Source organism: Spinactinospora alkalitolerans (genome assembly GCF_013408795.1).
GTDB lineage: Bacteria > Actinomycetota > Actinomycetes > Streptosporangiales > Streptosporangiaceae > Spinactinospora > Spinactinospora alkalitolerans.
Map to the genome: position 1 here is coordinate 658525 of NZ_JACCCC010000001.1, position 25756 is coordinate 684280.

Consider the following 25756-nt stretch of genomic DNA (forward strand, 5'->3'; position numbering starts at 1 on the left):
CCTCCTCTCGTCAGTGCAGACACTGGCCTGCGGGAAGCCTCACAAAACAGACATGGGGTTCGAGTCCCCGAACCCGCTCCTCCCCGCCTCCGGCCGTCGCGCCCGCGGGTCGGCCGTGCGCCCACCGCGCCCTCCGTCCGGGATGCCCGCATGTATGCTGCCCATGTCGGTTTCGGGCCGCCGGTGTTCGCGCGCCCGACGCTTCCACGCAATCTCGCCGACACGCCACGTCGACTCCGCGGGGCAGTCCCGTCCGCGCCGACGCACAGTCATCCGCCAGCGATCATCGAGGAGTCTCCGCCAGTGAGCGTGAGCCGCCCGGCTGCCGTCATCGTCCTCGCGGCGGGCGAGGGCACCCGTATGAAGTCCAAGCTTCCCAAGGTCCTCCATGAGATCTGCGGCCGCAGCATGCTGGGCCACGTCCTGGCGGCCTCGGCCGAGCTCGACCCGGAGCGCGTCGTGGTCGTGGTCGGCCACGGCAGGGACCAGGTCACCCAGCACCTCAAGGACGTGGCCCCCGGCGTCGGCACCGCCGTCCAGGACCGGCAGAACGGCACCGGCCACGCCGTGCGCATGGCCGTCGACGCGCTGCGCGCCGAGGGCGTGACCCTGTCCGGCACGGTCGTCCTGGCCTACGGCGACACCCCGCTGCTGCGCGGCGAGACGCTGTCGGACCTGGTCGCGGCGCACGAGTCCGCGGGCAACGCCGTCACGGTGCTGTCGGCGAAGGTGCCCGACCCCGCGGGGTACGGCAGGGTGGTCCGCGACGCCGGAGGCGCCTTCACCGAGATCGTCGAGCACGCCGACGCCACCGAGGAGCAGCGCGCGGTCGACGAGATCAACTCCGGCATGTACGCGTTCGACGGCGCCCTGCTGTCCGACGTGGTCAACCGGCTGTCCACGGACAACGCCAAGGGTGAGGAGTACATCACCGACGCGGTGGCGATCCTGCGCGGCGACGGCCACCCGGTGGACGCGGCGGTCGCGCGCGACTGGGTCGAGATCCAGGGTGTCAACGACCGCGTCCAGCTCGCCGAGGCGCGCCGGCTGCTCAACGACCGGCTGCTCACCCGGATCATGCGCGCGGGGGCGACCGTCGTCGACCCCGCCACCACCTGGATCGACGCCGAGGTCGAGGTCGGCCGCGACGCGGTGATCGAGCCGCAGGTCCAGTTGCAGGGCGCCACCGTGGTCGGTGAGGGCGCGCACGTCGGCCCGGGCGCGCTGCTGCGCGACACCCGGGTCGGGGCCGAGGCCGCCGTCTCCCACACGGTCGCCCACGAGGCGATCATCGGGGCCGAGGCGACCGTCGGCCCATACGCCTACCTGCGCCCCGGCGCGACGCTGGACCGCGGTGCCAAGGTGGGCACCTACGTCGAGGTGAAGAACGCCACCGTGGGCGAGGGCTCGAAGGTGCCGCACCTGACCTATGTCGGTGACGCCGACATCGGCCGCGGTGTCAACATCGGAGCCTCTTCGGTGTTCGTCAACTACGACGGCGTCAACAAGCACCGCACCACGATCGGCGATCACGCCCGCACCGGCAGCGACAACACGTTCGTCGCCCCGGTCGGTGTCGGTGACGGCGCCTACACCGGCGCCGGAACCGTTGTCCGTGAGGACGTCCCGCCCGGTGCGCTGGCGGTTTCGGCCGGTCATCAGCAGCGCAACATCGACGGGTGGGTCCGGCGCAAGCGTCCCGGGACGCCCGCGGCCGATGCGGCGCAGCGGGCGGACGAGGCCGGTGGGGCGAGCGAGGGCTGATCGGGCCGGGGTCCGTGCGGCCGGCGATCGAGCGCGCCCGTGCGCCCGGCGGCTCGGTCGCGGAGCGGCACAGGCGAGGAGTTCAATCGAAACCGTGGGGGAAACACAAGTGACCGGCATGAAGGCCGCGGGTCAGAAGAAGCTCATGCTCTTCTCGGGGCGCAACCACCCCGAGTTGGCGGAGCAGGTGGCCGAGCAGCTCGGCATCGATGTGGCGCCGACGAAGTTCCAGGACTTCGCCAACGGCGAGATCTTCGTCCGTTACCTGGAGTCGGTGCGGGGCTGTGACGCGTTCGTGCTCCAGTGCCACTCCGATCCGATCAACGAGTCCATCATGGAGCAGTTGATCATGGTGGACGCGCTGAAGCGGGCCTCGGCCAAGCGCATCACCGTCGTGACGCCGTTCCTGGGGTATGCGCGCCAGGACAAGAAGCACCGGGGCCGCGAGCCCATCTCGGCCCGGCTGATGACGGACCTGTTCCGCACCGCGGGCGCGAACCGCCTGATGGCGATCGACCTGCACACCGACCAGATCCAGGGCTTCTTCGACGGCCCGGTGGACCACCTGTTCGCGCTGCCGATCCTGGCGGACTACGTGGCCTCGCAGGTGAACAAGGCCGAGGCGACGGTGGTCTCCCCGGACGCCGGGCGGGTGCGCACCGCCGACCGCTGGGCGGACCGGATGGGGTCGCCGCTGGCGATCATCCACAAGCGGCGCGACCCGGACGTGGCCAACGAGGTCAAGGTGCACGAGGTCGTCGGTGAGGTCGAGGGCCGCACCTGCGTGCTGGTCGACGACATGATCGACACCGCGGGCACGATCGTGAAGGCGGCGGACGCGCTGTTCGAGCAGGGGGCCTCGAAGGTCATCGCGGCGGCGACGCACGGCGTGCTGTCGGGTCCAGCGGCGGAGCGGCTGCAGAACTCGCGGATCTCCGAGGTCGTCATCACCAATTCGCTCCCGGTCCCCAAGGAGCGCCGGTTCGACAAGCTCACGGAGTTGTCGATCGCGCCGCTGCTGGCCCGTGCGGTCAACGAGGTGTTCAGCGACGGTTCGGTGACGAGCCTGTTCGAGGGTGCGGGCTGAGGGTCCGGCCGGCCAGGGGGCCGGTCCGCCTGTCGGGCCGGTCTCCCGTGTTCGGAGCTGCCGTTCCGAACCAGTAGACTTGATCGAGTGTCCCCGCGTCCGTGGGGCTCGTCCCTGTGGCCGCGTGGGCTTTTGGTGTGGCGCGGCGCGGTCGTGTTCCCCGTCTACGCGGGGTTTCCCCGCCCATGCGGGAGTGGTTCTACAGAAGTCGTGTTTCCCCGCGTATGCGGGGGTGATTCCGAGGAGTTTTGTCGTGTCCGAGGTACGCATCGCTGCCGAGCCGCGCACCGAGTTCGGTAAGGGCGCCGCACGCCGCGCCCGCCGCGCGGGTAAGGTGCCGGCCGTCCTCTACGGCCACGGCACCGAGCCCCGCCACATCAACCTGCCGGGCCATGACCTGATGCTGGCCCTGAAGACCCCGAACGTGCTGCTGCGCGTCGACGGCGTCGAGGGCGGCGACAACCTGGCCCTGCCGAAGAGCGTCCAGCGCGACTCGATCAAGGGCTTCCTGGAGCACGTCGACCTGCTGGTCGTGAAGAAGGGCGAGAAGGTCGCCGTCGAGATCCCGGTGGTCCTCACCGGCGAGGTCGCCCCGGGCGGCGTCCTCAACCAGGAGCTCGTCCAGGTCGAGGTCCAGGCCGAGGCCACCCACATCCCCGAGGGCGTCGAGTTCGACGTCGAGGGCATGGAGGTCGGCGTGCACGTCACCGCGGCCGACCTGAAGCTGCCGTCGGGCGTGGAGCTGTCCAGCGACCCCGAGACCATCGTCCTCACGATCGCCGCCGAGCGCACCGAGGAGGAGCTGGAGGCGGAGACCGAGACCGGTGGCGAGGCCGTCGAGGCCGAGGCCCCCGAGGGCGAGGCCGCCGACGAAAAGGTCGAGGCCGAGAACGAGTAGTCTTCTTTCGAGGAAAAGGGTTCGCACCGATGCGTGGTCTCCTGCAGCGCCTGCTGGGAGGCCGCGCGTCCGTGTTTCCGGGGCGGGCCGCCGATCAGCGGGGGAGTGACGTGGGCGCGCAGCGGTGGCTGGTCGTGGGGTTGGGCAACCCCAGGCCGAAGTACGCCGGGAACCGGCACAACGTCGGTTTCATGGTGGCCGACGCGCTGGCCGCCCGCGCCGGTGAGCGCTGGAAGGCGCACCGGGCGCACGCCGAGGTGGCCGAGACGCGGGTCGCGGGCGTGCCGGCGGTGCTGGCCAAGCCGCGCTCCTACATGAACCTCTCCGGCGGCCCGGTCGCCGGGCTCTGCTCGTTCTACAAGATTCCGCTGGAGCGCGTCCTCGTCGTCCACGACGAGTTGGACGTCGCCTACGGAGCCCTGAAGCTCAAGCGCGGCGGCGGCGCGGGCGGGCACAACGGCCTGCGCTCCATCAGCAAGTCGCTGGACGGCCCCGACTACGTCCGGGTCCGCTTCGGTATCGGCCGCCCGCCGGGCCGCATGGATCCGGCCGCGTTCGTGCTGAAGGACTTCTCCGGCTCCGAGGCCAAGGAGCTCGACCTCAACATCGAGCGCGCCGCCGACGCGGTCGAGACCGTGCTGGCCGACGGCCTGGAGAAGGCGCAGAACGTCTACCACACCGCCCAGTAGCGGCTCCCCCTCCGCCCGCGGGACCCGGGCCCTGCGGGTGCCCGGGGCGGGCGGCGCGCCCGGTTCGGGCGCGGTGCGGTTCTCCCCGCGGACCGGTCGGTCGGCAGAGGGGCGGCCGGGTCCGGATGCCGGATTCCGGGGCTAAACCGGGGTTGTACTCACTTGACCTGGACTGTGCACGGGTTTTCCCCATCACCCTCAGTGACGTTACGCGACTTCTCCGTCACGTTTGGCTACTGTTCACGGGTCAGATCGTGTTCCACGCCCCCTGACTCATTTCGCTGTGGTTCGTACCGTCGTGTCGTGCCGCCATGCGGGTCGGAGCGGGCGATGTCGAGGTGGGGGTCATGGCCGTCTTCAGCGCAGTGGAGGTCGGTACCGGGCGGGCACCGGTCGCAGGGGTACTCCCCGACTGGACGAGGTCCTATGTCGGCGGGCTGCTCGGCATCGATCTGAGCTGCGCGGTCGTCGCCGGGCTGCTGGCCGTCCAACTTCGCTTCGCGGAGATGATCACCACCGAGACGGCCTTTCCCTACGTCCTGTTATCGCTGGCGCTGCCGCTGCTGTGGACGGTCGCCGTCGCGCTCGCGGGAGGGTACGAGCGGCGCTTCATCGGGGTGGGGACCGAGGAGTTCCGGCGCGTTCTGACCGCCGGGGTGATGGCGACCGCGGCCGTGGCGATCGCGGCCTACGCCACCAAGACCGATGTCGCCCGCGGGTACGTGCTGGTCGCGCTGCCCGCGGTGACGCTGATGAGCCTGACCATCCGCTACGCCTGGCGCAAGCGGCTGCACCGGCGCCGCAGGGCCGGGGTGTGCATGCGCAGGGTGGTGGTCGTCGGCCACAGCGGCGGCGCGCGCGATCTCATCCGGCAGTTCCGCCGCGAGCCCTATCACGGCATGGACGTGGTGGGGGTGTGCGTGCCCGACGGCCAGTGCGCCCCGGACCTCTCCGACATCGACGGCTGCCCGGTCTACGGGGCCTTCTCGGCGGTGCCGGCGGCGGTCGAGGCCGGCGGGGCCGATACGGTCGCGGTGCTGACCTGCCCGGAGATGGACGGCGCCGAACTGCGCAGGCTCGCCTGGCGGTTGGAGAAGAGCGGGACGGATCTGACCGTCGCGCCGGCGCTGATGGAGGTGGCTGGTCCGCGCACGACGATCCGTCCGGTGGCGGGCCTGCCCCTGCTGCACGTGGAGCACCCGGAGCTCGCGGGCGTGCGCCGGCTGGTGAAGGGCCTCTACGACAGGGTGGCGGCCGGGCTCGCCCTGGTCCTGCTGTCCCCGTTGTTCGCGGTGATCGTGCTGCTGATCCGGGCCGGCGGCTCGGGGCCGGCGCTGTTCCGCCAGACCCGTGTGGGCAAGGACGGGGCGGAGTTCACCCTGTACAAGTTCCGTACGATGGTGGTCGGTGCGGAGGCGCTCAAGGCGGTGCTGCACCCCCGTAACGAGCACGACGGCGTGCTGTTCAAGATGCGCAGGGATCCTCGGATCACCCCGGTGGGCGCCTGGTTGCGGCGGTACTCGCTCGACGAGCTGCCGCAGTTGATCAACGTGCTCCTGGGGGACATGTCCCTGGTCGGGCCGCGGCCGCCGCTCCCGGAGGAGGTGGCCGAGTACGGCTACGACGTCCGGCGGCGACTGGTGGTGAAACCGGGCATGACGGGGCTGTGGCAGGTCAGCGGGCGCGCGGACCTCTCGTGGGAGGAATCCGTCCGACTGGATCTGCGTTACGTGGAAAACTGGTCGCTGACCCTGGACGTCCAGATCCTGTGGAAGACGTGGTCAGCGGTGATCCGTGGAGCGGGAGCATACTGAGTCTGGTGAGCACCATCCGAAATGATCATGAGGTGGCGCGGGATCTCGCCACGGAGGCGGGGCAGCAGTTGCTGCGGTTGCGCGCGCGCAACGGTTTCGAGGAGCCCGAGGTGCTGCGCACCCTGGGTGATCGCCTGTCGCACGAGTTCCTGTTCTCCGCGCTGGGCCGGCTGCGCCCCAGTGACGCCGTGCTGTCGGAGGAGGGCGTCGACGACCGCGCGCGGCTGAGCGCCCGGCGGGTGTGGATCATCGATCCGCTCGACGGGACGCGGGAGTTCGCCGAGGCCGGCCGGGTCGACTGGGCGGTGCACGTCGCGCTCTGGGAGAACGGCGAGCTGGTGGCGGGCGCGGTCTCCCTTCCGGCGCAGGGCAGCACCCTGTCCACGGTGGATCCGCCGTGGCTGCCGGACGAGCGCCCTTCGGGCCAGCGCCTGCGCATCACCACCAGCAGGACCCGTCCGCCGGAGTTCGTGCAGCGGCTGGCCACCCGCATGGGGGCCGAGGTCGTGCCCATGGGGTCGGCCGGCGCCAAGATCTGCGCGGTGCTGCTGGGCATCGCCGACATCTACCTGCACGCAGGCGGCCAGTACGAGTGGGACAGCGCGGCTCCGGTCGCCGTCGCGCAGGCCGCCGGGCTGCACGCTTCGCGCATCGACGGCGCGAAGCTGGCCTACAACGAGACCGACCCGTCCCTTCCCGATATCCTGGTATGCCGACCGGAATTGTCGAGTATGTTGTTAGCCAGCATCCGTAATGTCGCGGATCTGGACAGTGCAGGTCCACACGCGGGTGGCTGACGCCCCCGCCGCTGTGAGTGACGCGAGCGTGAGGCGGATTCATGAGCCAGGCGATTCAGGCCAGTCAGCCACTGGGGCGCTACCAGCTCTCCCAGCTCGATTTCCTCGAGGCCGAGGCGATCTTCATCATGCGCGAGGTGGCGGCCGAGTTCGAACGTCCCGTCCTGCTCTTCTCGGGCGGCAAGGACTCCGTGGTCATGCTCCGCCTCGCCGAGAAGGCCTTCTGGCCGGGGGCGATCCCGTTCCCGGTGATGCACGTCGACACCGGGCACAACTTCCCCGAGGTCATGGAGTTCCGCGACCGCCGCGTGGCCGAGGCCGGCGTGCGCCTGGTCGTGGCGTCGGTGCAGGAGCAGATCGACGCGGGCAAGGTCACCGAGCCCACCGGCCGGTGGGCCAGCCGCAACCGGCTGCAGACCTCGGCGCTGCTGGAGGCGATCGAGGACAACGGGTTCGACGCGGCGTTCGGCGGCGCCCGGCGCGACGAGGAGAAGGCGCGGGCCAAGGAGCGGATCTTCTCCTTCCGCGACGAGTTCGGCCAGTGGGACCCCAAGAACCAGCGGCCGGAGCTGTGGGGCACCTTCAACACCCGCATCGACCGGGGCGAGCACATCCGGGTGTTCCCGCTGTCGAACTGGACCGAGCTCGACATCTGGGGCTACATCGGGCGCGAGCGCCTCGACCTGCCCTCGATCTACTTCACGCACAGGCGCCGCGTGTTCGAGCGTGACGGCATCCTGCTCGCCGACAATCCCCACATCGTCCGCGATGACGACGAGGAGCTGTTCGAGGCGACGGTCCGCTACCGCACGGTGGGCGACATGACCTGCACCGGCGCGGTCCGCTCCACCGCCGACGGGCTCGACGAGATCATGGCCGAGATCGCGGCCACCCGCATCACCGAGCGCGGCCAGACGCGCGCCGACGACCGCTCCAGCGAGGCCGCCATGGAGGACCGCAAGCGCGAGGGCTACTTCTAGCCGGGGCCGGGGACCGCCCCACCGCCGCGTACCCCTTATCGACTCCTTTGGGACTACCTGCACATGAGCACTGACATCCTGCGGTTCGCCACGGCCGGCTCCGTCGACGACGGCAAGAGCACCCTGATCGGCCGACTGCTGTACGACTCCAAGTCCATCTTCGAGGACCAGCTCGACGCCGTGGAGCGCACCAGCCGCACCCGCGGCGAGGAGCAGACCAACCTCGCGCTGCTCACCGACGGCCTGCGCGCCGAGCGCGAGCAGGGCATCACGATCGACGTGGCCTACCGCTACTTCGCGACGCCGCGCCGGACCTTCATCATCGCCGACACCCCGGGCCACATCCAGTACACCCGCAACATGGTCACCGGGGCCTCGACCTCGGACCTGGCGATCATCCTGGTGGACGCGCGCAAGGGCCTGCAGGAGCAGAGCCGCCGCCACGCGTTCCTGGCCACCCTGCTGCAGGTGCCGCACCTGGTGCTCGCGGTCAACAAGATGGACCTGGTCGACTACGACCAGCAGCGCTTCGAGGAGATCAAGCAGGAGTTCTCGGCGTTCGCGACCAAGCTCGACGTCACCGACCTCACCTTCATCCCGCTCTCGGCGCTGCACGGCGACAACGTGGTGGACCGCTCGCTGAACATGCCCTGGTACGACGGGCCCTCGCTGCTGCACCACCTGGAGAACGTGCACATCGCCTCCGACCGCAACCTGATCGACGTGCGCTTCCCGGTGCAGTACGTGATCCGGCCGCACAAGGCCGACGACCCGGAGCTGCACGACTACCGCGGCTACGCCGGCCAGGTCGCCGGCGGCGTGCTCAAACCGGGCGACGAGGTGACGCACCTGCCCTCGGGGCTCGACACCCGCATCGCCAAGATCCTCACCGCCGACGGCGAGGTCGAGGAGGCGTTCTCCCCGATGTCGGTGACGCTGCTGCTCGAGGACGACATCGACATCTCGCGCGGCGACATGATCTGCCGGCCCAACAACAAGCCGGCCGTCACCCAGGACGTCGACGCGATGATCTGCTGGATGGCCGAGAGCCGCAGGCTCACGCCGCGCTCCAAGCTGATCATCAAGCACACCACCCGCACGGCCAAGGCGGTGGTGCGCGACCTGTTCTACCGGCTGGACGTCAACACGCTGCACCGCGACGAGGACGCCACCGAGCTCGCGCTCAACGAGATCGGCCGGGTCAGTCTCCGGGGGACCCAGCCGCTGTTCGCCGACGAGTACAAGCGCAACCGGATGACCGGCGGGTTCATCCTGATCGACGAGGGGACGAACACGACGGTGGCCGCGGGCATGATCGTGCAGGCGGGCTGAGGCGGGCGCGCGGGGGCCGAAGAGAGTCGGCCTCCGCGTGGGCGAGCTGAAGACCAGCAACGATCACTCACAGTAGTAATCTACGTTCGTGTGAGTGACTATCAATTGGTCTTCGTCGGCGGCCTCGGCCGGTCCGGTTCGACCCTGATCGAGCGGCTCCTCGGCGAGCTGCCGGACGTGTGCTCGGTGGGCGAGCTGGTGCACATGTGGCGGCGCAGCCTCGTGGACGGCGAGCCGTGCGGCTGCGGTGCGCCGTTCGCCGACTGCTCCTTCTGGAGCGCCGTCGGCGTCGAGGCGTTCGGCGGCTGGGATCGGCTCGACGCCCGTGAGGTGCTCGACCTCAAGGATTCGGTGGACCGTACCCGGTTCGTGCCGCGGCTGCTGAGCCGGGAGCTGCCCGCCGAGGCGGCCGAGCGGGTGCGCCGCTACACCGATCTCTACGACCGCCTCTACGCCGCGATCGCGAGCGTGAGCGGCTGCGCCGTCGTGGTCGACTCCAGCAAGCACGCCTCACTCGCGGCGTGCCTGTGGCGCCGCTACGGCCGCCGGATGCGCGTCCTGCACGTGGTGCGCGACCCGCGCGCCGTCGCCCACTCCTGGGGCAAGCGGGTCCCGCGCCCCGATGCCATGCGGAGCAGTCCCGAGCAGGAGATGGCCCGCCGCTCCCCCGGAGGGACCGCGGTGCAGTGGATGGCGCAGAACGCGGTGCTGGCGTCGCTGGCCCGACGCGGCGCCCCCACCCGGCGGGTTCGCTACGAGGACTTCGTCGCCGCGCCGGTCAGGGAGTTCCGTGCCATCGCCGGCTTCGTCGGGCACCACGGGGAGGTGCCGCTGGCTCCCGACGGCACGGCGCGGCTCTCGTGCACCCACACGGTCTCGGGCAACCCGATGCGGTTCACGACGGGGCCGGTGGCCGTGCGCGCCGACACCTCGTGGCAGGGCGGTCTCGCCCGCAGGGACCGGATCACGGTGTCGGTCCTGACGGCTCCGGCCCGGTGGCGTTACGGCTATTGACGGCAGGGAGGGCCGACTCGCCACTTTTGGTCACTTAGTGTGAATGGATGCGCGCATGTGGTAACCAATTGTGTATGCGCGGAAAAAGAGGTTCCGTGAAGACGGGGGGCGCGTGCCGATCCCGGCCCAGTGGTGATCGGCGTCGGACCGGGAGGTTCGGTGCGGCTCTGTGCGCGGCGACGCTGTTCGCCACCGCGTGCGGCCACGCCGCGATGCGGCCGGTGAGCGTGCACGACGACCCTTCGGCTTCGCCATTGCAGTACCCGTCCGACGAGGGGCGGGCGATGCCCGTCCCGACCCCGTCGGGTCCGTCGGGCCCGTCGCCCCGGCCGGGGTGCGGGGTGAGCGAGATCCTGGAGCCGTCCTGCGGCGTCTGGTGGGGGGCCAGCCCGTGGCAGAAGGACATCCACTCGCTCGAGGAGGCCATCGGCCGCTCGATGGACATCGTCTACACCTGGCACGGCATCGACCAGCGCGACATCCCCAACGAGCGGGAGCGCCGCCTCGTCAGCGAGGGCAGGTTCCTGCACGTCAACATCGAGGCCAGGCGCTTCACCCGGCCGGGCCATCCGCCGGTGCGCTACCGCCGGATCATCGACGGCGACTTCGACGAGGAGTTGACCTCGCAGGCGCGCGGAATCGCCGACCTCGGCGTTCCCGTCTACGTCACGTTCGACCACGAGGCCGACGCCAACAAGCGCTACAACAGGCGCGGCACCCCGGAGGAGTTCACCGAGGCCTGGCGGCACATCGTGGACCTGTACCGGGACGAGGCCGCCGACAACGCGGTCTTCGTGTGGAACGTGACCGGCTGGGAGGACAACTTCGACCGGCTGCCCGGCCTGTGGCCCGGCAACGACTACGTCGACTGGCTGAGCTGGGAGGCCTACAACATGACCGGCTGCGAGCTGCAGCCGAACTGGGACCACGTGGACTCCTTCGAGGAGGCCCTGGCCCCGATGTACGAATGGGTCCAGGCCAACGGCGAGGAGCACGGCATCGACCCCGACAAGCCGGTGATGATCGGCGAGATGGGCACGGTGCCGATCCCCGGGGACCCCGCCGCCACCCGGCGGTGGTACGCCGACATCCCCGAGACGCTGCGCGAGTACGAGCGCGTCCGCGCGGTCAAGATCTGGGACGGCATGACCGCGCCCACCTGCGACTTCCGGGTGCTGCACAACGAGTACGCCATGGCAGGCTTCATCGACGCGAGCAGGGACGACTACGTCAACATCCCGCCGCAGGCCTACGAGGCGATCCAGGACGCCCTGGAGCTGGCCGAGGGGCTCGGGAAGGACCGGCCGCAGGACGGCCCGTCCGGCCCGTCCCGGTGGCTGCACGGCAGGCCCCAGGGAGGCGGCGGGATCCCCGGTACCGGGGGAGCCGAAGGGGTTCCCGACGCCGGAGGAGCCGAGAGGGTTCCCGATACCGGGGGAGTCGAAGGGGTCCCCGGCGCCAGGGGGTTTTGAAGCTCGGCCCCGTGAAGGGGTGAAGGAGACTTTGACTCCAGGGAGTCTTGAAACCTCAGCCTCAGGAGGGGGTTCGCGCGGGTGCGGTTCTCTCGTGCGGCCGCAGGCCCGTTGAGGTGAACGTCGCACCCGTGCGCGAAGCGGACCGCCGCCTTTGGTGCACACCGTGACCATGGTTTCGGTCTGGTCCACAGGACGCCCGGTGTGCTTCGCGCGGAGCCGGGCACCCCGCACACGGGCCTGCGGCCGCACGACGGGCCGCCCGTTCACCGCGAACCCCTATGGCCGGGGTTCACAACCCCCTGTGGTCGAGCTTCAAGGCTCCCTGTGGCCGAGGCGTCGGCCGGGGCACTACACGCCCTTGCCGCGTTTGTGCAGGGTGCGCAGGACCGCTCCGGCGGGCAGGCCGCAGGTGACGGCCAGGGCCAGGTAGCCGCGCGGTTCGGTGGGGCGCGCGCGCAGGGTGGTCAGGATCCACTCCAGCGCGGCGTCGCGCCGGCCCGCGGCGGCCTCGGCGAACGCGATCTGCCCGGCCACGCGCGCGTAGCCGTGCGGCACCAGCCGGAATTCCGGGTACTCGGCGAGCAGCCAGCGCAGCGCCGTGGAGATCGTCTGCCAGCGGCCGGCGAAGTGCGACCGGCGGTGCCACAGCACGCGGACGGCGGCTTCGGGGACGTTGCGGACGGGGCCGCGCCGGGCCAGGCGCAGCAGCAGTTCGTAGTCCTCCCCGTAGCTGCCGGGGATCTCCTCGTTGACCGGTCCGCAGCCGTGCACCATGGCGTCGCGCCGGATCAGAAACGTCGAGGGGTGCAGTTCGGTCAGCCGGGAGCGCAGCAGGTCGGCGAAGGTGACGGTGGTGCGGTCCAGGACGCGCTCGGCCTCGGCGGTGTCGTAGGCGACCCTGATGCCGCAGCAGACCAGTTCGGTGTCGGGCTCGGCCAGCATGACCTCGACCTGCGCGCGCAGCTTGTGCGGCAGCCAGGTGTCGTCGTCGTCGCAGAAGGCGACGAGGTCGGTCCCCGCGGCGAGTATCCCGGTGTTGCGGGCGCCCGCCAGGCCGGGGCTCATGGTGTTGCCCAGGACCAGGACGCGGCGGTCCCCGGACTCGTCGGCGAGCGAGTGGTCCGGTGCGTCGTGGTCGTAGACCACCAGCGTGGTGATTCTGCCGGGGTAGTCCTGCACGGCGATGCTGCGCAGGGTGCGCCGCAGCAGCTCGGGGCGGTCGCGGGTGGGCACCACCACCGCCACCTCGGGCCAGGGCGGCTCCGCTCCCGGCGCCTGCGGCGGGGGCAGCGGCCGGTCGGCGGCCGACCGGACCGGAGGGGTCAGCAGGTCGATGAGGGCGCCGGCCGCGCGGGCCGCCGCGGCCGGGCCGGCCCCGCCGACCCCGTCGATCCGGAAGTCCCCGGGCTGGGCCAGGGCCTTGTCCAGCGTGGCCGCCAACTGCTGGGAGCTCGCGCAGGAGCGGGCCAGGCCGGCGTCGTCGAGCCGGGTCACGAACCGGAGCTGGTGGTCGTCGATGTGCTCGCCGAGTTCGGGATCGCGCGCGATCGCGATCGGCAGCCGCCCGCGTCGGCGCACCTCGGTGATCGTGGCCGGGCCGCCGTGCGTGACGACCGCGGCCGCCCGCTTCATGAGACTGCCGAGCAGGTGGCGGTCGAGGAAGGCGGTGCCCTGGGCCGCCGTCGGGGCGCGGGACGCGCCGTGCTGCACCACGACGGCGACATCGGAGTGCTCGCGGGCGTAGCCGTCGACCCAGTCGACCAGCCGGTCGAAGGGGTGGTGGTCGGTGCCGAGCGTGACCAGCACGAGCGGTCGGCCTTCGGAGGTGGCGTGGAAGTCGGTCACAGCAGCGGTCCTACGGTGATCGCGGTCGGCAGGAATGCGCGCTGCTCCTCCCACTGGGCGAGGAACAGGCGGGTGAACGGGCGGCACAGCCGCGCGGTGAGCGTCGGGGTGTCGATGCGGTCGTAGACCTCGATGTAGACGGTCGGCACGCGCAGCACCCAGGCCAGCACGAAGAACGGCAGGGCCACCCCGGCCCCGGTGGAGACCACCACGCCGGGGCGCCGCCGGGCGAACACGCGCAGCGCCAGCACGCTGTTGCGCAGCAGGTTGCCGAAGTGGCGGGTCGTGGGATGGTGGGCCCAACGGACGTTCTCCCCGTTGAGCGTCGATACCGCGTCGGGTGTCTCGAACGTGACCCAGACGCGTTCGCGCTGCTTCCACCAGGGACGCAGGGACCACAATTGCGCGAGGTGGCCTCCGCTGGACGCGACGAGCAGAACAGGGGCAGATGGCATGCGGCCATGATTACATGACTCTATGTAATTTATCTGTTACTCACAGTGGTGTCGGTACTGTTTTTCCGGGATCCTCGACCACGGCTTCGGCCCGCGCCCGGCGCCGGAGCAGCCCGGTCAGCCCCAGCGTCCCGCGCAGCCGCCACAGTGTGGCCGCGTACCCCGCGCCCCCCAGCGCCAGCGCGACGGCGAGGGACAGCGGGTCGGAGCCGAGCACGGCGCGGCAGGCCAGGGGCGCGGGGACGAACCACACCAGGCACGCGGCCACGGCGATCAGCCAGGTGCGGCTGAACGGGTGCAGCCCCATCGAACGGGAGAGCTGCAGGATCGGCAGCAGGTTGCGCACGACGATCGCCGCCGCCCAGGCCAGCGCCGCGCCGACCGCACCGGCCGACGGGATCAGCGCCAGGGACACGGCGACGGTCACCACGAGCGCTGCGAGGTTGTTGACCAGGTTCCAGCCGGTCCGGCCCGCCATGGTCAGCACCAGGTCGCTCATGCCGCACGCCGAGGACACCAGCATGCCCGCCGAGACCACGACCAGCACCCCCCACCCGGTGGAGTAGTCCGCGCCGAACGGCCGCAGCATCAGCGGAGCGTAGACGATGGCCGGCAGGTACAGCGGCCAGGTCAGGCAGATCAGCCAGGCCGTGCTGGTCCGGTACAGCGTGTTGGCGCCGGCGCGGTCCTCCACGGCGAGCAGCTCGGCCAGCCGCGGCTGGACCGCGAACTGGATGGCCTGGGTGCCGAACTGGCCGACCACCATGAACCGGGTGGCCGCGGTGAACAGGGCGGCGTCGGCCGCACCGCGCAGCGCGGCCACCAGCACGATGCCGCTGCGCTGGATCCCGATCTGGGCGACGCTGGCCACGGAGCGGGGCAGCGCGAAGGCCCAGAAGGTCCGCGCGTCGACCCGGGGCGGCTCGGCGTCGGGGTCGGGCGCCGGCGGGGCCGGGGGAGCCGCGCGCATGATCCTGCGCAGCCACCACCCGGCCAGGAGCGCCGCAGGCAGGTAGGGCCCGGCCCAGGCGACCGTGAGCAGGCCGGCCGCCCCGGTGAGGGCGACGCCGCCGAGCAGCGCCAGTTGGGCCAGCGGGCGGGCCACCTTGTCCAGCAGCACGGTGGCGCGCATGTCGTGGAACCCGCGGGTCGCGGCGAGCGCGGCGTCGGCGTAGACCGCGAACGGCAGGAAGGCCGCCAGCAGCACCAGGTAGGCGCCCACCTCCGGATCGCCGAGCCATTCGGCCAGCGCGCCGGCCGAGGCCAGCATCAGGCAGCTCAGGGCCAGCGAGACCGCGACGACCGGGCCGAACGCCAGCCGCAGCACCCGCGGCACCAGCCCGGCCGCGCCGAGCGTGCGCAGCCGGGCCACGAAGTAGACCACTCCGTTGGAGGTGCCGAGGTTGGCCACGGCCAGCACGATCAGGAACACCGAGGTCGCCGAGAAGAACGCGCCCGCGGTCTCCTGGGAGAACGCGCGGGTGACGGCGATCACCAGCCCCACGTTCAGCGCCGCGCCGATCACCGCCCCGGCCATGTTGACCGCGCCGCCGCGCGCCACCCGCCCCAGTCCGACCGAGTCCCGCCGGCTCACCCGGTCCCCTTCCCGCACCGCGGCCGCTCCGTCCGCACGCGGATCACCGCCGCCACGCCGGCGTCCGGCCCCACCACTGGGCGAGTCGCTCGTCGTAGGGCGCGAAGTGCTCGGTCAGCCGCGCGCGCAGCGCCGGATCCATGCCGATGCGCGGGCGCGCGTTGTGCTGTTCGAACCGGATGCCCGGGTGGTGCGGCACGCCGATGAACTCCTCGACCTCGCGGAAGACGCTCTCGGGATCGGTGAAGAACGCCTCGCTCTCCACGATGTGCACGCGCTCCCGCCCCAGGTGCTTCTCCAGCCGCTGCAACTGGTCGACGTAGTGGCCGCGGGCCAGGTAGGCGTGGTGCTGGTGGCTGTGGGAGCTGCTGCCGGGATCCGCGCACAGCCGCCGCTCCTCCCCGGCCAGCCGCTCCTGTTCCAGGTCGAGGGCCGCCTCGAACGGTTCGCTCTCGAAGCCGCGCGCCCGTTCGTGGACGTGCGCGGAGTAGGCCCGCTCGACCGGGTCCCGCAGCGCCACGATCACCTTGACGTCGGGCAGGTCCCGCGCGATGCGCTCCGCCGCCAGCGGGTGGAACATGTAGTACGGGCTGGACTCGCCCACCTGGGGCGCCGCCGTGCGCCGGCTCCCCCGCGGGCGCACCGGCCGGCGAAGGGGGAAGTTGCCCCGGTACCAGTCCGCGCCGCGGCCGTACTGGGTGTCGAAGTAGTGCACGCCCTTGCGCAGTGTCGGGCCCATGACGTGCGGATGCTGCACCAGCGCCTTGAACAGCGAGGTCGTGCCGCCCCGCTGGGTCCCGACGATGAGGAAGGTCGGCAGGGTCCGCAGCTCCCGGGTGATCTGGCCGAGCGCGCTCGCGGTGGACAGTGCCGTGCGCTTCATCGGCTCGGGGAGCCGTTTCGTGACGTGTTTGCCGACGGACATGGCTTCAGACACTCCTATTGCTTCGTGCGGAATGGGCGTGTCCGCGATAGCGGGCGCGCGGCACACGAACGATGATCACCCGCCGGACGGCCAACGCCGTGGACCTCAGCAGGAGTGGCGTGCCTCATGAGCTGCGCGTTCTTCGAGCCCGGCCAGAGCGGGCAGCAGCCAGTCGTCCACGGCGGCGAGTCGGCCGCCGGCCTCGGCCTGCCGGTCCTGCAGGTAGCGGGTGGCCAGGTCGATCAGGTACAGGGCCATGACGGTGGACACCGAGTCCGGCCGCAGCCCGACGCCCGACATCAGCGGATCGCGCAGCAGCCGGGACCCGCTGTCGAGCCAGCGGTGCACCCCGGGGTGCACGCCGACCTGGACCGACTCGTTCAGCTCGTAGTGCAGGGCGTCGAAGCCCACCGGGACGTCCATGGTCAGCCGCTCCCAGTCCCACACGAACGCCCTTCGCGGCGTGCTCGCGATGTTCCACCGGGTCAGGTCGCCGTGCCAGGCACCGAAGGGAACCCGGACGTCGGGCAGCCGGGCGAGCGTGGCGCGCAGCGCGGGGGCCTCGGCCCGGTTTCCGAGGGCGGTGATGCGGCCGGCCAGGACGGAGCGGTAGGCGCTGGCCGAGATCCGCCGCTCCCGGATCGGCTCCAGACCCGAGATCTGGGTGACGCAGCGCAGCAACTGGCGGCGGGTGGGGCGGTCGGTCTGGTCGCCCACCGGCAGCGCCTCCTGCACCAGCAGCGGGCGGCCGTTCCAGTCACCGGAGTGCAGCAGCCGGGGCACGGTGATGTCGCGCAGCCGCGAGTCGGCGAGGCGGCGCAGCGCCGAAGTCTCCGCCGAGACCAACCGCGAGGTCAGCGGGTTGACCCCGACCTTGGCATAGCCGATCGTCCGGCCGCCGGGCGTCAGCAGCAGCAGGACGGGCTTGCGGTTGGCGCGCGGCGGACCCACGTGGATCGCGATGACGATCTCCCGGTCCAGGGCTTCGGACAGGGCCTGCTCGATGGTCGGCCCCGACCCCACCCGCAGCCGGTCGCGCAGCAGCAGCGGCGCCACGCCGCTGGCGAACGCGGTGCTCAGCAGCGCGGCGCGGAAGCGCTCCTTGAAGGAGTGGCGCTGGGCGAACGCGGAGATCCCGCGCACCGCCGCGTAGCGGTTGGCCGCGGGCAGGATCACCCGCGGGTTGTGCGCCGAGGGGACCGGCAGGTACTCGCGCACCGACGCGCCGCGGGGATCGGGCACACGTGTCTCATGGGGGCCGGTGCACTCACCTCCCCGGCCCAGCAGTCCGCCGCACGGCCACAACACTTCCGCGAGGTCGGTCAGATAGGTGGTTTCGCCGTTCATCACGTGACACCCCCCACCGCCGCGGTGGCGCCGCCGGTCCGCTCGGTGCTCCGGCGCCACAGCAGGGCCACGGCGAGCATCGAGACGGCCAGCGGAGCCGTTAGCGCGACATAAAAAAACATGTACCAGAAGAGCAGCAGGATCGTCAGTAGGGCGCCGGAACCGATCAGTGAGACATCGGAGCGGTGCCGCCACGCGGTCCGGGCGAAGAAGGCGAGGAACAGCGCCGCTCCCACCCAGCCGTTGGCGACCAGCAGCAGCCAGAGTTGGCCGTTGTTGCCGATGGTGTGGTTTCCGCACTGCGGGCACTCCGCCGATTTGCCGACGGCGATCGATGCGCTGCTGCCCAGCACGTCCCGGGTCGACCCCCAGCCGACGACGGGGGAGTCGTTGGCGGCCTGCACCGCGGCGGCGCTCGCGGCGGCCCGGCCGCTGTCGCTGTGCGGGTTGTCCGCTCGGTCCTCGATGATGGCCACCAGCGGGGACAGCAGCACCGCGACCGCCACGGCCGCCGCCGCCAGCGCGCACAGCGCCACAGCGACCACGCGGCCCCGCCGCACCAGTTGGAACAGCAGGAAGGCCAGGGACAGCGCGAGGCCCACCCACACGGCGCGGTTGAGCGAGTGGACGATCGGGACCGCCGACAGCACGACGGCGGTGCCCGCGACCCAGCGCCGCCACCCCGTTCCCAGGTGCAGCCAGCCGATGACCAACCAGATGAGCAGCAGGGACAGGACGTTGCCCCAGGTGTTGGTGTACTCCCACGGCGCCTTGGGGCGCGGCGCCTCGTAGCCCAGGACGTCCATGACCTGGGCCGCCGACGGGTGCAGCATCTCCTGCACATAGGAGTGCTGGGCCAGCGCGGCCGGCAGCAGCGCCTCCACGGGGGAGGTGAACCCGAAGTCCGGGGCGAACGTCCCGAGCAGGCCGCCGGCGACGGTGGTCAGGCACAGCCAGCCCAGCACCCGCGCCACGCGCAGGTCGGGCAGTTCGGCGCGGGACAGGTTGCCCACGTAGAGCAGCAGCACGGTCAGGGCCAGGTAGGTGCCGAGCCGGATCAGCGCGCCCAGGTAGCCGGCGCTGCCGGCCAGCGTGCCCGGCGCGGTCAGTCCGATCAGGCCGAGCCCGGCCACCGACCACACCAGGAACAGCGCCCAGAAGGCGAAACCGGGCGGCAGGCGCAGTCCGCTCCGTCGGTGCCGCCGGAGCAGTTCCACGGCCATGGGCACGGCGAAGAGCCAGAACGCGAACTGCCCCAGTCCCAGCGCCCACCACAGCGGGTATCCGACGAACAGTGCGGTGACGGGCCACCCCGGCCCCGGCCACCCCGCCGCGTGCGCTCGCCCGGCCGCGGGGGCCGCGGTGCGGAGTCCACCGGCCCCCATCAGCGCCGCGCGGGGAGACCGGCGCCCGGCTCCTCCGCCGGCTCCTCGTCCGGCTCCTCGCTGCGCCGATCGGCCTTGTCGGTCCGGTCGGCCCGGTCGGCCCGGTCGGCCTCCTCAGTCCGATCGGCCTTGTCGGTCCGGTCGGTCTCCTCAGCCCGATCCGTCTCCTCGGTCCGATCCGCCTCCTCGGCCCGGTCGACCTCGTCTGCACCGGCCCCGGCCGCCGTCTCGGCCGCGCTCCCGGCCTCGGCGTCCGATCCGGCCCCGGCCTCCGCCGCGGCAGCCCCCTCCGGCTCCCCGGCCGGCTCGGCCGCGGCTCCGGAGGGTTCGGTCCGGTCGGCGGTTTCGGAAGGACCGTTCTGCTCGGCGGTCCCGACGGGTCCGGCCTGTTCAGCGGGTGCAGGGCCTTCCGCGGCCCGCCGGGGGCGCTCACCGGCGCCCCCCGCCGCGCCCTGCGCGGGCACGACGACGGTGCCGAGCACATCGACGCCGATGTGTTCGAGCCGGCGCACGCTCTCGGTCAGCTCGTCGGCGCGGGTGCGGCCGAGTTCCACCACGGCGAGGACCGCGTCGGCCTCGACCGCCATGGCGTGGGCGTCGGCGCGCGCGCAGGTGGGCGCGGTCGCGATCACGACGTAGCGGGCGGTGCCGCGCAGCTCGCGGATGAGCCCGCTCATGGCGCCGCGCTGCAGCAGTCCGGCGGCGCGCCCACCGGCCTCGCCGGGCGGCAGGACGCGCAGGCCGGGCAGCCCGGCCGGGTGCCGCTCCAGTTCGGCGGCGTCGGCGCCGTCGGCCAGGACCTCGGCCAGCCCCGGACCGGCGGGCAGGCCGAGCAGCGCGGTGGCGTCGGTGCTCTCCAGGTCGGCGCAGACCAGCAGCACGTCGGCGTCGGTGCGGGCCAGCGCCGCGGCCAGGTTGACGGCGGCGACCGAGCCGCACCGGCCGGGGGAGACCCCGGGCATCAGCAGCACGTGGTCGCCGGGCCCCATCTGGGCCACCAGCGTGTGCGCCAGTTCGTGGAAGCCCTGACCGGAGCGGCTGGAGGCGGGCAGCAGGCCGGCCGCGCTGCCGGGCCGCCGATGCAGGTCCAGCAGGACCGGCTGGGGGACGGCCCGGCGCACCGCGGACACGCCGTGCAACCGGGGGTCGCCGCGGTCGACCAGGTAGCCGGCCGTCAGGCCGAGCACCAGGCCGAGCAGCGCGCCGCCGCCCAGCCAGAGCGGCGGGATCGGCGAGGCCGGCTCCTCCGGGGCGACGGCCGCGGTGATGACCTGCCCGGTCACCAGCGACGCACGCAGCGCCTCGAGCGGGTTGATCTCGCTGTTGAGGTCGGAGACCTCGTTCTGCGCCGCGTCCAGCCGGGTCTCGGCCCGGATCTGGGCCGCTCCGGTGCCGGAGAAGGCCCGCTCGGCGAGTTCGGCCAGCTCCTCGTCGCGCCCGTCGAGTTCGGCGCGCAGCGCTTCGAGCCGACCGTCGATCTGGGCCTCCACCTGCTCGGAGCGGTGCCGCAGGTAGGCGTCGGCGAAGGCGGCGGACCCGTCCCTGGCCAGCTCGGGGGTGGAGTCGGAGTAGGCGATCTCCAGCACGCTGCTGTTGGGCGGCACCGTGATCTCCAGCCGCTCGCGCGCCTCCGTCACGTCGGCGCCGCCCAGGTTCTCCACGGCCCTCGCCGCGACCTCGGCCGACTGGACGATCTGGGCCTCGGTGTCGAGGTTGACCTCCCCGTTGGTGCGTCCGGACAGCTCTCCCGTGAGCTCCGCAATCCCCGTCGGCCTGACCTGCACCGAGGTGGCCGCCGTGTAGGTCCTGGGCATGGTGAGGAGCGCCGCGGCGGCCAGCGAGAAACCGAGGAACACGCCGAGGGCGATCACCCACCATCGTCGGCGCAGCACGGCCAGGTGATCGGCGAGTTCCGGTTCGAGGTTGGCGGTCTCCATCTGGGGGTCGGTCCTCTCCGCAGATACTACTCTTTGTAAAAGTTCGAATACTAAGAGTAGTCGATTTGATTGCGAAGATGGCCGACCCGACCAGGGGTTTCTCCAGAAGGCCGTTGGAAGGGCGCGCGACCCGGGGTCGGGCCCACCCCGGGAGGGACGGCGTGCGGGTGGGCGATTCTCTCGCGTGGCCGAAGGCCCGTGGACGCAAAATCGCCCTCCCGCGCGCGAAGCGCACGCCGACACCGTCGGTGCGGACCGACACCGCGGTTTCGGCCCGGCGCCCAAGCAGGCGGTGCGCGTTCAGTCTTTGGGTTGGGGTGCACGCCCCTGTGGCCGGTGTTTCACGCCCTCGGTGGCCGAGGTGGGCAGGTGCGATGGCCCGCCGCCGTGGGCGCGCACCGAAACCCCGGTCGCGTCCTGGCACGCACGGTGGCGGCGTGGGTGGCGCGGCGCCGGGGCGATCCCTTTAGGGGCCTTCGGCCACGCGAGAGGATCGCCCGGTCGCCGCGGGTCCCACCTGTGGCCGGGGCTTCAAAACCCCCTGGGCTGAGGTTCCGAGGCCCCTGGTGGCCGAGGCGGGCGCGCACCATCGCCCAGTCGCCGTGAGGTTCTACCCCTGCGGCGCCGCCTTGGCCTTGCCCGGTTCGAAGACCGCCGTCACCAGGTCGGTGCACCACGCGAGCAGTTCCAGGTCGCGCAGCGGCTTGCCGCCCAGGCCGCCGGCCTTGGGGGCCGGCACCAGCAGGGTCTTGGTCGGCTCCTTGAAGATCGACTTGGGGTGCAGGCGGCGCAGCCGGAGCTGCTGCGACTCGCGCAACTCCACCGGCGCGAACCGGATCTGGCCGCCCTGCGCCACGACGTCGGTGAGGCCGGCGCTCTTGGCCAGGACCCGGAAGCGCGCGACCGCGAGCAGGTTGTCCACGGGCCGGGGCGGCTCGCCGTAGCGGTCGGCGAGCTCCTCGCGCACCGCGGCGATGTCGCCGTCGTCGGAGACGCTCGCGATCCGCCTGTAGGCCTCCAGGCGCAGCCGCTCACCCGGCACGTAGTCGTGCGGGATGTGGGCGTCGATGGGCAGCTCGACCCGCGTCTCGATCTCCTCGGCCGCGTTCGGGTCGCCCTTCAGCTCGCGCACCGCCTCGCCGACCATGCGCACGTACAGGTCGAACCCGACCCCGGCGATGCTGCCGGACTGCTCGGCGCCGAGGATGTTGCCCGCGCCGCGGATCTCCAGGTCCTTCATCGCCACGTACATGCCCGCGCCGATCTCGGTGTGCTGGGAGACCGTGGCCAGCCGCTCGTGCGCGGTCTCGGTCAGCGGCTTCTCCGGCGGGTACAGGAAGTAGGCGTAGGCCCGCTCCCTGCCGCGGCCGACCCTGCCGCGCAACTGGTGCAACTGCGACAGCCCGTAGGCGTCGGCGCGGTCGACGATGAGGGTGTTGGCGTTGGGCACGTCGAGCCCGGACTCCACGATCGTGGTGGAGACCAGCACGTCGAAGTTCTTCTCCCAGAAGTCGACCATGACCTTTTCGAGCTGCTGCTCGTTCATCTGGCCGTGGGCGTAGGCCACCCGGGCCTCGGGCACCAGCCTGCTCAGGGTCGCGGCGACCTTGTCGATCGAGGCCACCCGGTTGTGCACGAAGAACACCTGGCCCTCGCGCATCAGCTCGCGGCGGATCGCGGCGGCGATCTGCTTCTCGTCGTAGGGGCCGACGAAGGTGAGGACCGGGTGCCGCTCCTCCGGCGGCGTGAGGATGGTGGTCATCTCCCTGATGCCGGTGAGCCCCATCTCCAGCGTGCGCGGGATCGGCGTCGCCGACATCGCCAGCACGTCGACCTGGGTGCGCAGCCGCTTCAGGGCCTCCTTGTGCTCGACGCCGAAGCGCTGCTCCTCGTCGATGACCACCAGCCCGAGGCTCTTGAACTTGGTCTCGGTGGACAGCAGCCGGTGCGTGCCGATCACGACGTCGACGTCGCCGTTGCGCAGCCCCTCGCGGGTCAGCTCCACCTCACCGTCGGTCTGGAACCGCGACATCGGCTTGACGGTGATCGGGAAGGAGGCGTAGCGCTCGCAGAACGTGGACAGGTGCTGCTGCACCAGCAGCGTGGTCGGCACCAGCAGCGCCACCTGCTTGCCGTCCTGCACCGCCTTGAACGCGGCGCGCACCGCCACCTCGGTCTTGCCGTAGCCGACGTCGCCGCAGATCAGCCGGTCCATCGGGACCGATTTCTCCATGTCGCGCTTGACCTCGTCGATGGCGGCGAGCTGGTCGGGCGTCTCCACGTAGGGGAACGCGTCCTCCAGCTCCCGCTGCCACGGGGTGTCGGCGGTGAAGGCGTGGCCGGGGGAGGCCTGCCGGGCGGAGTAGAGCCGGATCAGGTCACCGGCGATCTCCCGGACGATCTTGCGGGCGCGGTTCTTGGTCTTGGTCCACTCCGAGCCGCCCATCTTGCTCAGCGTCGGGGCCTCGCCGCCGACGTAGCGGGTGACCTCGTCGAGCTGGTCGGTCGGCACGAACAGCCGGTCGCCGGGCTGGCCGCGCTTGGACGGCGCGTACTCGATGAGCAGGTACTCGCGGGTGGCGCCCTGGACGTTGCGGCTGACCATCTCGATGTAGCGGCCGACGCCGTGCTGCTCGTGCACCACGTAGTCGCCCGGCTTGAGCTGGAGCGGGTCGATCGTTCCGCGCCGCCGGCTGGGCATCCGGCGCATGTCCCTGGTGGAGGACTTCTGCCCGGCGAGGTCGGCCTCGGTGAGGACGACGGTGCGCACCGACCGGCACACGAAGCCGTGCTCGATCCGGCCGGTGGCGACGGTGGCGATCGCGGTGTCGGGGGTCCCGGGCAGGTCCGTCCGCAGTTGCGCGCCCAGACCGGCGTCGCGCAGCATGGCGGCCAACCGCTCGGCCGGGCCGTGGCCCTGGGTGACCATCACCACGCGCCACTCGTCGTGCAGCCAGGACTTGACGTCGGCCAGCGCCCGCTCGGTGTCGCCCCGGTACTCGTCGGCCGCCGCGGCGCCGATCAGGACGGAGTCGTCCTCCTCGGCCGAGGCGGGCGCGCCGGCGTCGAACGGGGTGACCGTCCACCACGGCAGGTCGAGCGCGGCGGCGGCGGAGCGGATCTCGGCGATGGACTTGTAGGCCGAGGCGCCGAGGTCGATGGGGGCCTCACCGCCGGAGGCGGCGTTGATCCAGGAGGCGTCGAGGAACTCCCGGCTGGTGGCCGCGAGTTCGAGGGCGCGGGTGCGGATGCGCTCGGGGTCGCAGCCCACGATGTGCGCGCCGGTCGGCAGCAGGTCCAGCAGCAGCTCCATGTCGTCGGCGAGCACCGGCGCGAACGCCTCCATGCCCTCGACCGTGATGCCGTCGGCGAGCTTGTCCAGGATGTCGGCCAGCGAGGGGTGCCGCCGGGCCAGCTCCCGCGCGCGCTCGCGGACCTGCGGGGTCAGCAGCAGTTCCCGGCACGGCGGCGCGAACAGGCCTGACGCGGCGCGGCCGCGGGCATCGGCGGAGTCGGCACCGATGGAGCGCTGGTCGGCGACCTGGAAGTAGCGGATCTCGTCGACCTGGTCGCCCCAGAACTCCAGCCGCAGCGGGTGCTCCTCGGTGGGCGGGAAGACGTCGAGGATGCCGCCGCGCACGGCGACGTCGCCGCGCTTCTCCACCAGGTCGACGCGGGCGTACCCGGCCTCGACCAGGGAGTCCACGACCTCGTCGAGCGCCACCTCGTCGTCCGGCCGGATGCGCACCGGCCTGAGGTCGCCCAGCCCGGCCACGAGCGGCTGCAGGACGCTGCGCACGGGGGCGACGATCACGCGCAGCGGCGCGGTGAGCGGATCGTCGGGGTTGGGGTGGGCCAGTCGGCGCAGCACCGCGAGCCGCTGCCCCACGGTGTCGGAGCGCGGCGACAGCCGCTCGTGCGGAAGCGTCTCCCACGCGGGGAACAGCGCCACGGACTCGGCCGGCAGCAGCGAGCCGAGGGCGTCCGTCAGATCGGCCGCCTCGCGCTCCGTGGCGGTGATGGCCAGAACCGGACGGCCCGCGCCCACGGGGGCGTCGGTGGCCAGAGCGGCGACCAGGAACGGCCGCAGCGCCGGAGGTGCGACGAGGTCGAGACGGGGATCGTGGCCGCCACGGGCGGTTTCGATCGCTTTCTTGAGGGCCGGGTCGTCGGCGACGACGGCGAGAAGTCCGGAAAGGCTCATATCACCAGGTGGGGCGTGAGAAGTTGGACCGACAGTGCGGCGGGCGGGACGCGCGGGACTGGATCGGTTGGTTCCCCGCTCCTAGCCTACGTGGCACCCGGCACCGGCGACACACGGATTCCCCCCGTGCCCGCGGTGGACGATCGGCGGGGCCGACCACCAAGGCCAACGTCCGGCGACCGCGGGCTGTTCCCGGAGCGCCCTCACCGTCCTT

18 protein-coding genes are annotated in these 25756 nt (G+C 72.0%); 10 read left to right on the plus strand and 8 right to left on the minus strand.

Translation table 11 applies throughout. The features are described 5' to 3' along the window. Nucleotides 1-303 precede the first annotated feature (303 nt). From glmU to HDA32_RS03245, 10 genes are all read left to right on the plus strand, one after another. Entirely contained in the window at nt 304-1764 is a 1461-nt protein-coding gene (glmU, locus tag HDA32_RS03200) for a bifunctional UDP-N-acetylglucosamine diphosphorylase/glucosamine-1-phosphate N-acetyltransferase GlmU (RefSeq protein WP_179641732.1), read from the plus strand. A 109-nt stretch (nt 1765-1873) separates the two neighbouring features. Beyond that, nucleotides 1874-2851 carry a ribose-phosphate diphosphokinase gene (locus HDA32_RS03205; RefSeq protein ID WP_179641733.1) on the plus strand — a complete coding sequence of 326 codons (978 nt, stop codon included), beginning with the start codon at nt 1874-1876 and terminating at the stop codon, nt 2849-2851. 253 nt (nt 2852-3104) lie between these two features. After that, a complete protein-coding gene (locus HDA32_RS03210) occupies nt 3105-3749 on the plus strand; it encodes a 50S ribosomal protein L25/general stress protein Ctc (protein ID WP_179641734.1) in 645 nt (214 codons plus the stop codon). Between the two features lie 29 nt (nt 3750-3778). Then, nucleotides 3779-4438, plus strand: a complete 660-nt coding sequence (gene pth / locus HDA32_RS03215; RefSeq protein ID WP_179641735.1) for an aminoacyl-tRNA hydrolase — start codon at nt 3779-3781, stop codon at nt 4436-4438. Nucleotides 4439-4785: 347 nt separating this feature from the next. Then, complete coding sequence (locus tag HDA32_RS03220; RefSeq protein WP_376767012.1) at nt 4786-6252, plus strand: sugar transferase; 1467 nt, start codon at nt 4786-4788, stop codon at nt 6250-6252. 5 nt (nt 6253-6257) lie between these two features. Further along, nucleotides 6258-7049 (plus strand): 3'(2'),5'-bisphosphate nucleotidase CysQ, encoded by a 792-nt coding sequence (locus HDA32_RS03225; RefSeq protein WP_179641737.1) that lies wholly within the window; start codon nt 6258-6260, stop codon nt 7047-7049. Nucleotides 7050-7090: 41 nt separating this feature from the next. Beyond that, on the plus strand, nt 7091-8029 hold the full coding sequence (cysD, locus tag HDA32_RS03230; RefSeq protein ID WP_179641738.1) for a sulfate adenylyltransferase subunit CysD: 939 nt from the start codon (nt 7091-7093) through the stop codon (nt 8027-8029). Between the two features lie 63 nt (nt 8030-8092). Next, nucleotides 8093-9361, plus strand: a complete 1269-nt coding sequence (cysN, locus tag HDA32_RS03235; RefSeq protein WP_179641739.1) for a sulfate adenylyltransferase subunit CysN — start codon at nt 8093-8095, stop codon at nt 9359-9361. 90 nt (nt 9362-9451) lie between these two features. After that, entirely contained in the window at nt 9452-10375 is a 924-nt protein-coding gene (locus HDA32_RS03240; protein ID WP_179641740.1) for a sulfotransferase family protein, read from the plus strand. Between the two features lie 341 nt (nt 10376-10716). Further along, nucleotides 10717-11847, plus strand: a complete 1131-nt coding sequence (locus tag HDA32_RS03245; RefSeq protein WP_376766929.1) for a glycoside hydrolase family 26 protein — start codon at nt 10717-10719, stop codon at nt 11845-11847. 351 nt (nt 11848-12198) lie between these two features. On the opposite strand, the gene HDA32_RS03250 is transcribed toward HDA32_RS03245, so the two are convergent. The 8 genes from HDA32_RS03250 to mfd all read right to left on the minus strand — a co-directional run bounded on the left by HDA32_RS03250 (nt 12199) and on the right by mfd (nt 25542). Next, complete coding sequence (locus tag HDA32_RS03250; RefSeq protein ID WP_179641741.1) at nt 12199-13695, minus strand: glycosyltransferase; 1497 nt, start codon at nt 13693-13695, stop codon at nt 12199-12201. Next, complete coding sequence (locus HDA32_RS03255) at nt 13692-14150, minus strand: glycosyltransferase family 28 protein (protein ID WP_179641742.1); 459 nt, start codon at nt 14148-14150, stop codon at nt 13692-13694. Before HDA32_RS03255 ends, HDA32_RS03250 begins: the two co-directional genes overlap by 4 nt. Nucleotides 14151-14190: 40 nt before the next feature. Continuing rightward, nucleotides 14191-15744: a lipopolysaccharide biosynthesis protein gene (locus HDA32_RS03260; RefSeq protein ID WP_312863024.1), complete on the minus strand. Its 1554-nt coding sequence runs from the start codon at nt 15742-15744 to the stop codon at nt 14191-14193. 43 nt (nt 15745-15787) lie between these two features. Beyond that, nucleotides 15788-16669: a sulfotransferase family protein gene (locus HDA32_RS03265; protein WP_179641743.1), complete on the minus strand. Its 882-nt coding sequence runs from the start codon at nt 16667-16669 to the stop codon at nt 15788-15790. A 105-nt stretch (nt 16670-16774) separates the two neighbouring features. Next, nucleotides 16775-18016 carry a phosphotransferase gene (locus tag HDA32_RS03270; RefSeq protein WP_179641744.1) on the minus strand — a complete coding sequence of 414 codons (1242 nt, stop codon included), beginning with the start codon at nt 18014-18016 and terminating at the stop codon, nt 16775-16777. Beyond that, nucleotides 18016-19401: an O-antigen ligase family protein gene (locus HDA32_RS03275; RefSeq protein ID WP_179641745.1), complete on the minus strand. Its 1386-nt coding sequence runs from the start codon at nt 19399-19401 to the stop codon at nt 18016-18018. The genes HDA32_RS03270 and HDA32_RS03275 overlap by 1 nt, the downstream gene beginning before the upstream one ends. Then, the gene (locus HDA32_RS03280) at nt 19401-21338 is read right to left on the minus strand and encodes a Wzz/FepE/Etk N-terminal domain-containing protein (RefSeq protein WP_179641746.1); all 1938 of its coding nucleotides are present in this window, start codon (nt 21336-21338) and stop codon (nt 19401-19403) included. Before HDA32_RS03280 ends, HDA32_RS03275 begins: the two co-directional genes overlap by 1 nt. A 610-nt stretch (nt 21339-21948) precedes the next feature. Continuing rightward, on the minus strand, nt 21949-25542 hold the full coding sequence (gene mfd / locus HDA32_RS03285; RefSeq protein ID WP_179641747.1) for a transcription-repair coupling factor: 3594 nt from the start codon (nt 25540-25542) through the stop codon (nt 21949-21951). Nucleotides 25543-25756: the final 214 nt, after the last annotated feature.

Coding starts and splice junctions, on each gene's coding strand:
- cysN (WP_179641739.1), top strand. CDS start 8,093: ATGAGCACTGACATCCTGCGGTTCGCCACGGCCGGCTCCGTCGACGAC.
- HDA32_RS03265 (WP_179641743.1), bottom strand. CDS start 16,669: ATGTCCGTCGGCAAACACGTCACGAAACGGCTCCCCGAGCCGATGAAG.
- HDA32_RS03255 (WP_179641742.1), bottom strand. CDS start 14,150: ATGCCATCTGCCCCTGTTCTGCTCGTCGCGTCCAGCGGAGGCCACCTC.
- HDA32_RS03270 (WP_179641744.1), bottom strand. CDS start 18,016: ATGAACGGCGAAACCACCTATCTGACCGACCTCGCGGAAGTGTTGTGG.
- HDA32_RS03220 (WP_376767012.1), top strand. CDS start 4,786: ATGGCCGTCTTCAGCGCAGTGGAGGTCGGTACCGGGCGGGCACCGGTC.
- HDA32_RS03275 (WP_179641745.1), bottom strand. CDS start 19,401: ATGGGGGCCGGTGGACTCCGCACCGCGGCCCCCGCGGCCGGGCGAGCG.
- cysD (WP_179641738.1), top strand. CDS start 7,091: ATGAGCCAGGCGATTCAGGCCAGTCAGCCACTGGGGCGCTACCAGCTC.
- mfd (WP_179641747.1), bottom strand. CDS start 25,542: ATGAGCCTTTCCGGACTTCTCGCCGTCGTCGCCGACGACCCGGCCCTC.
- pth (WP_179641735.1), top strand. CDS start 3,779: ATGCGTGGTCTCCTGCAGCGCCTGCTGGGAGGCCGCGCGTCCGTGTTT.
- HDA32_RS03280 (WP_179641746.1), bottom strand. CDS start 21,338: ATGGAGACCGCCAACCTCGAACCGGAACTCGCCGATCACCTGGCCGTG.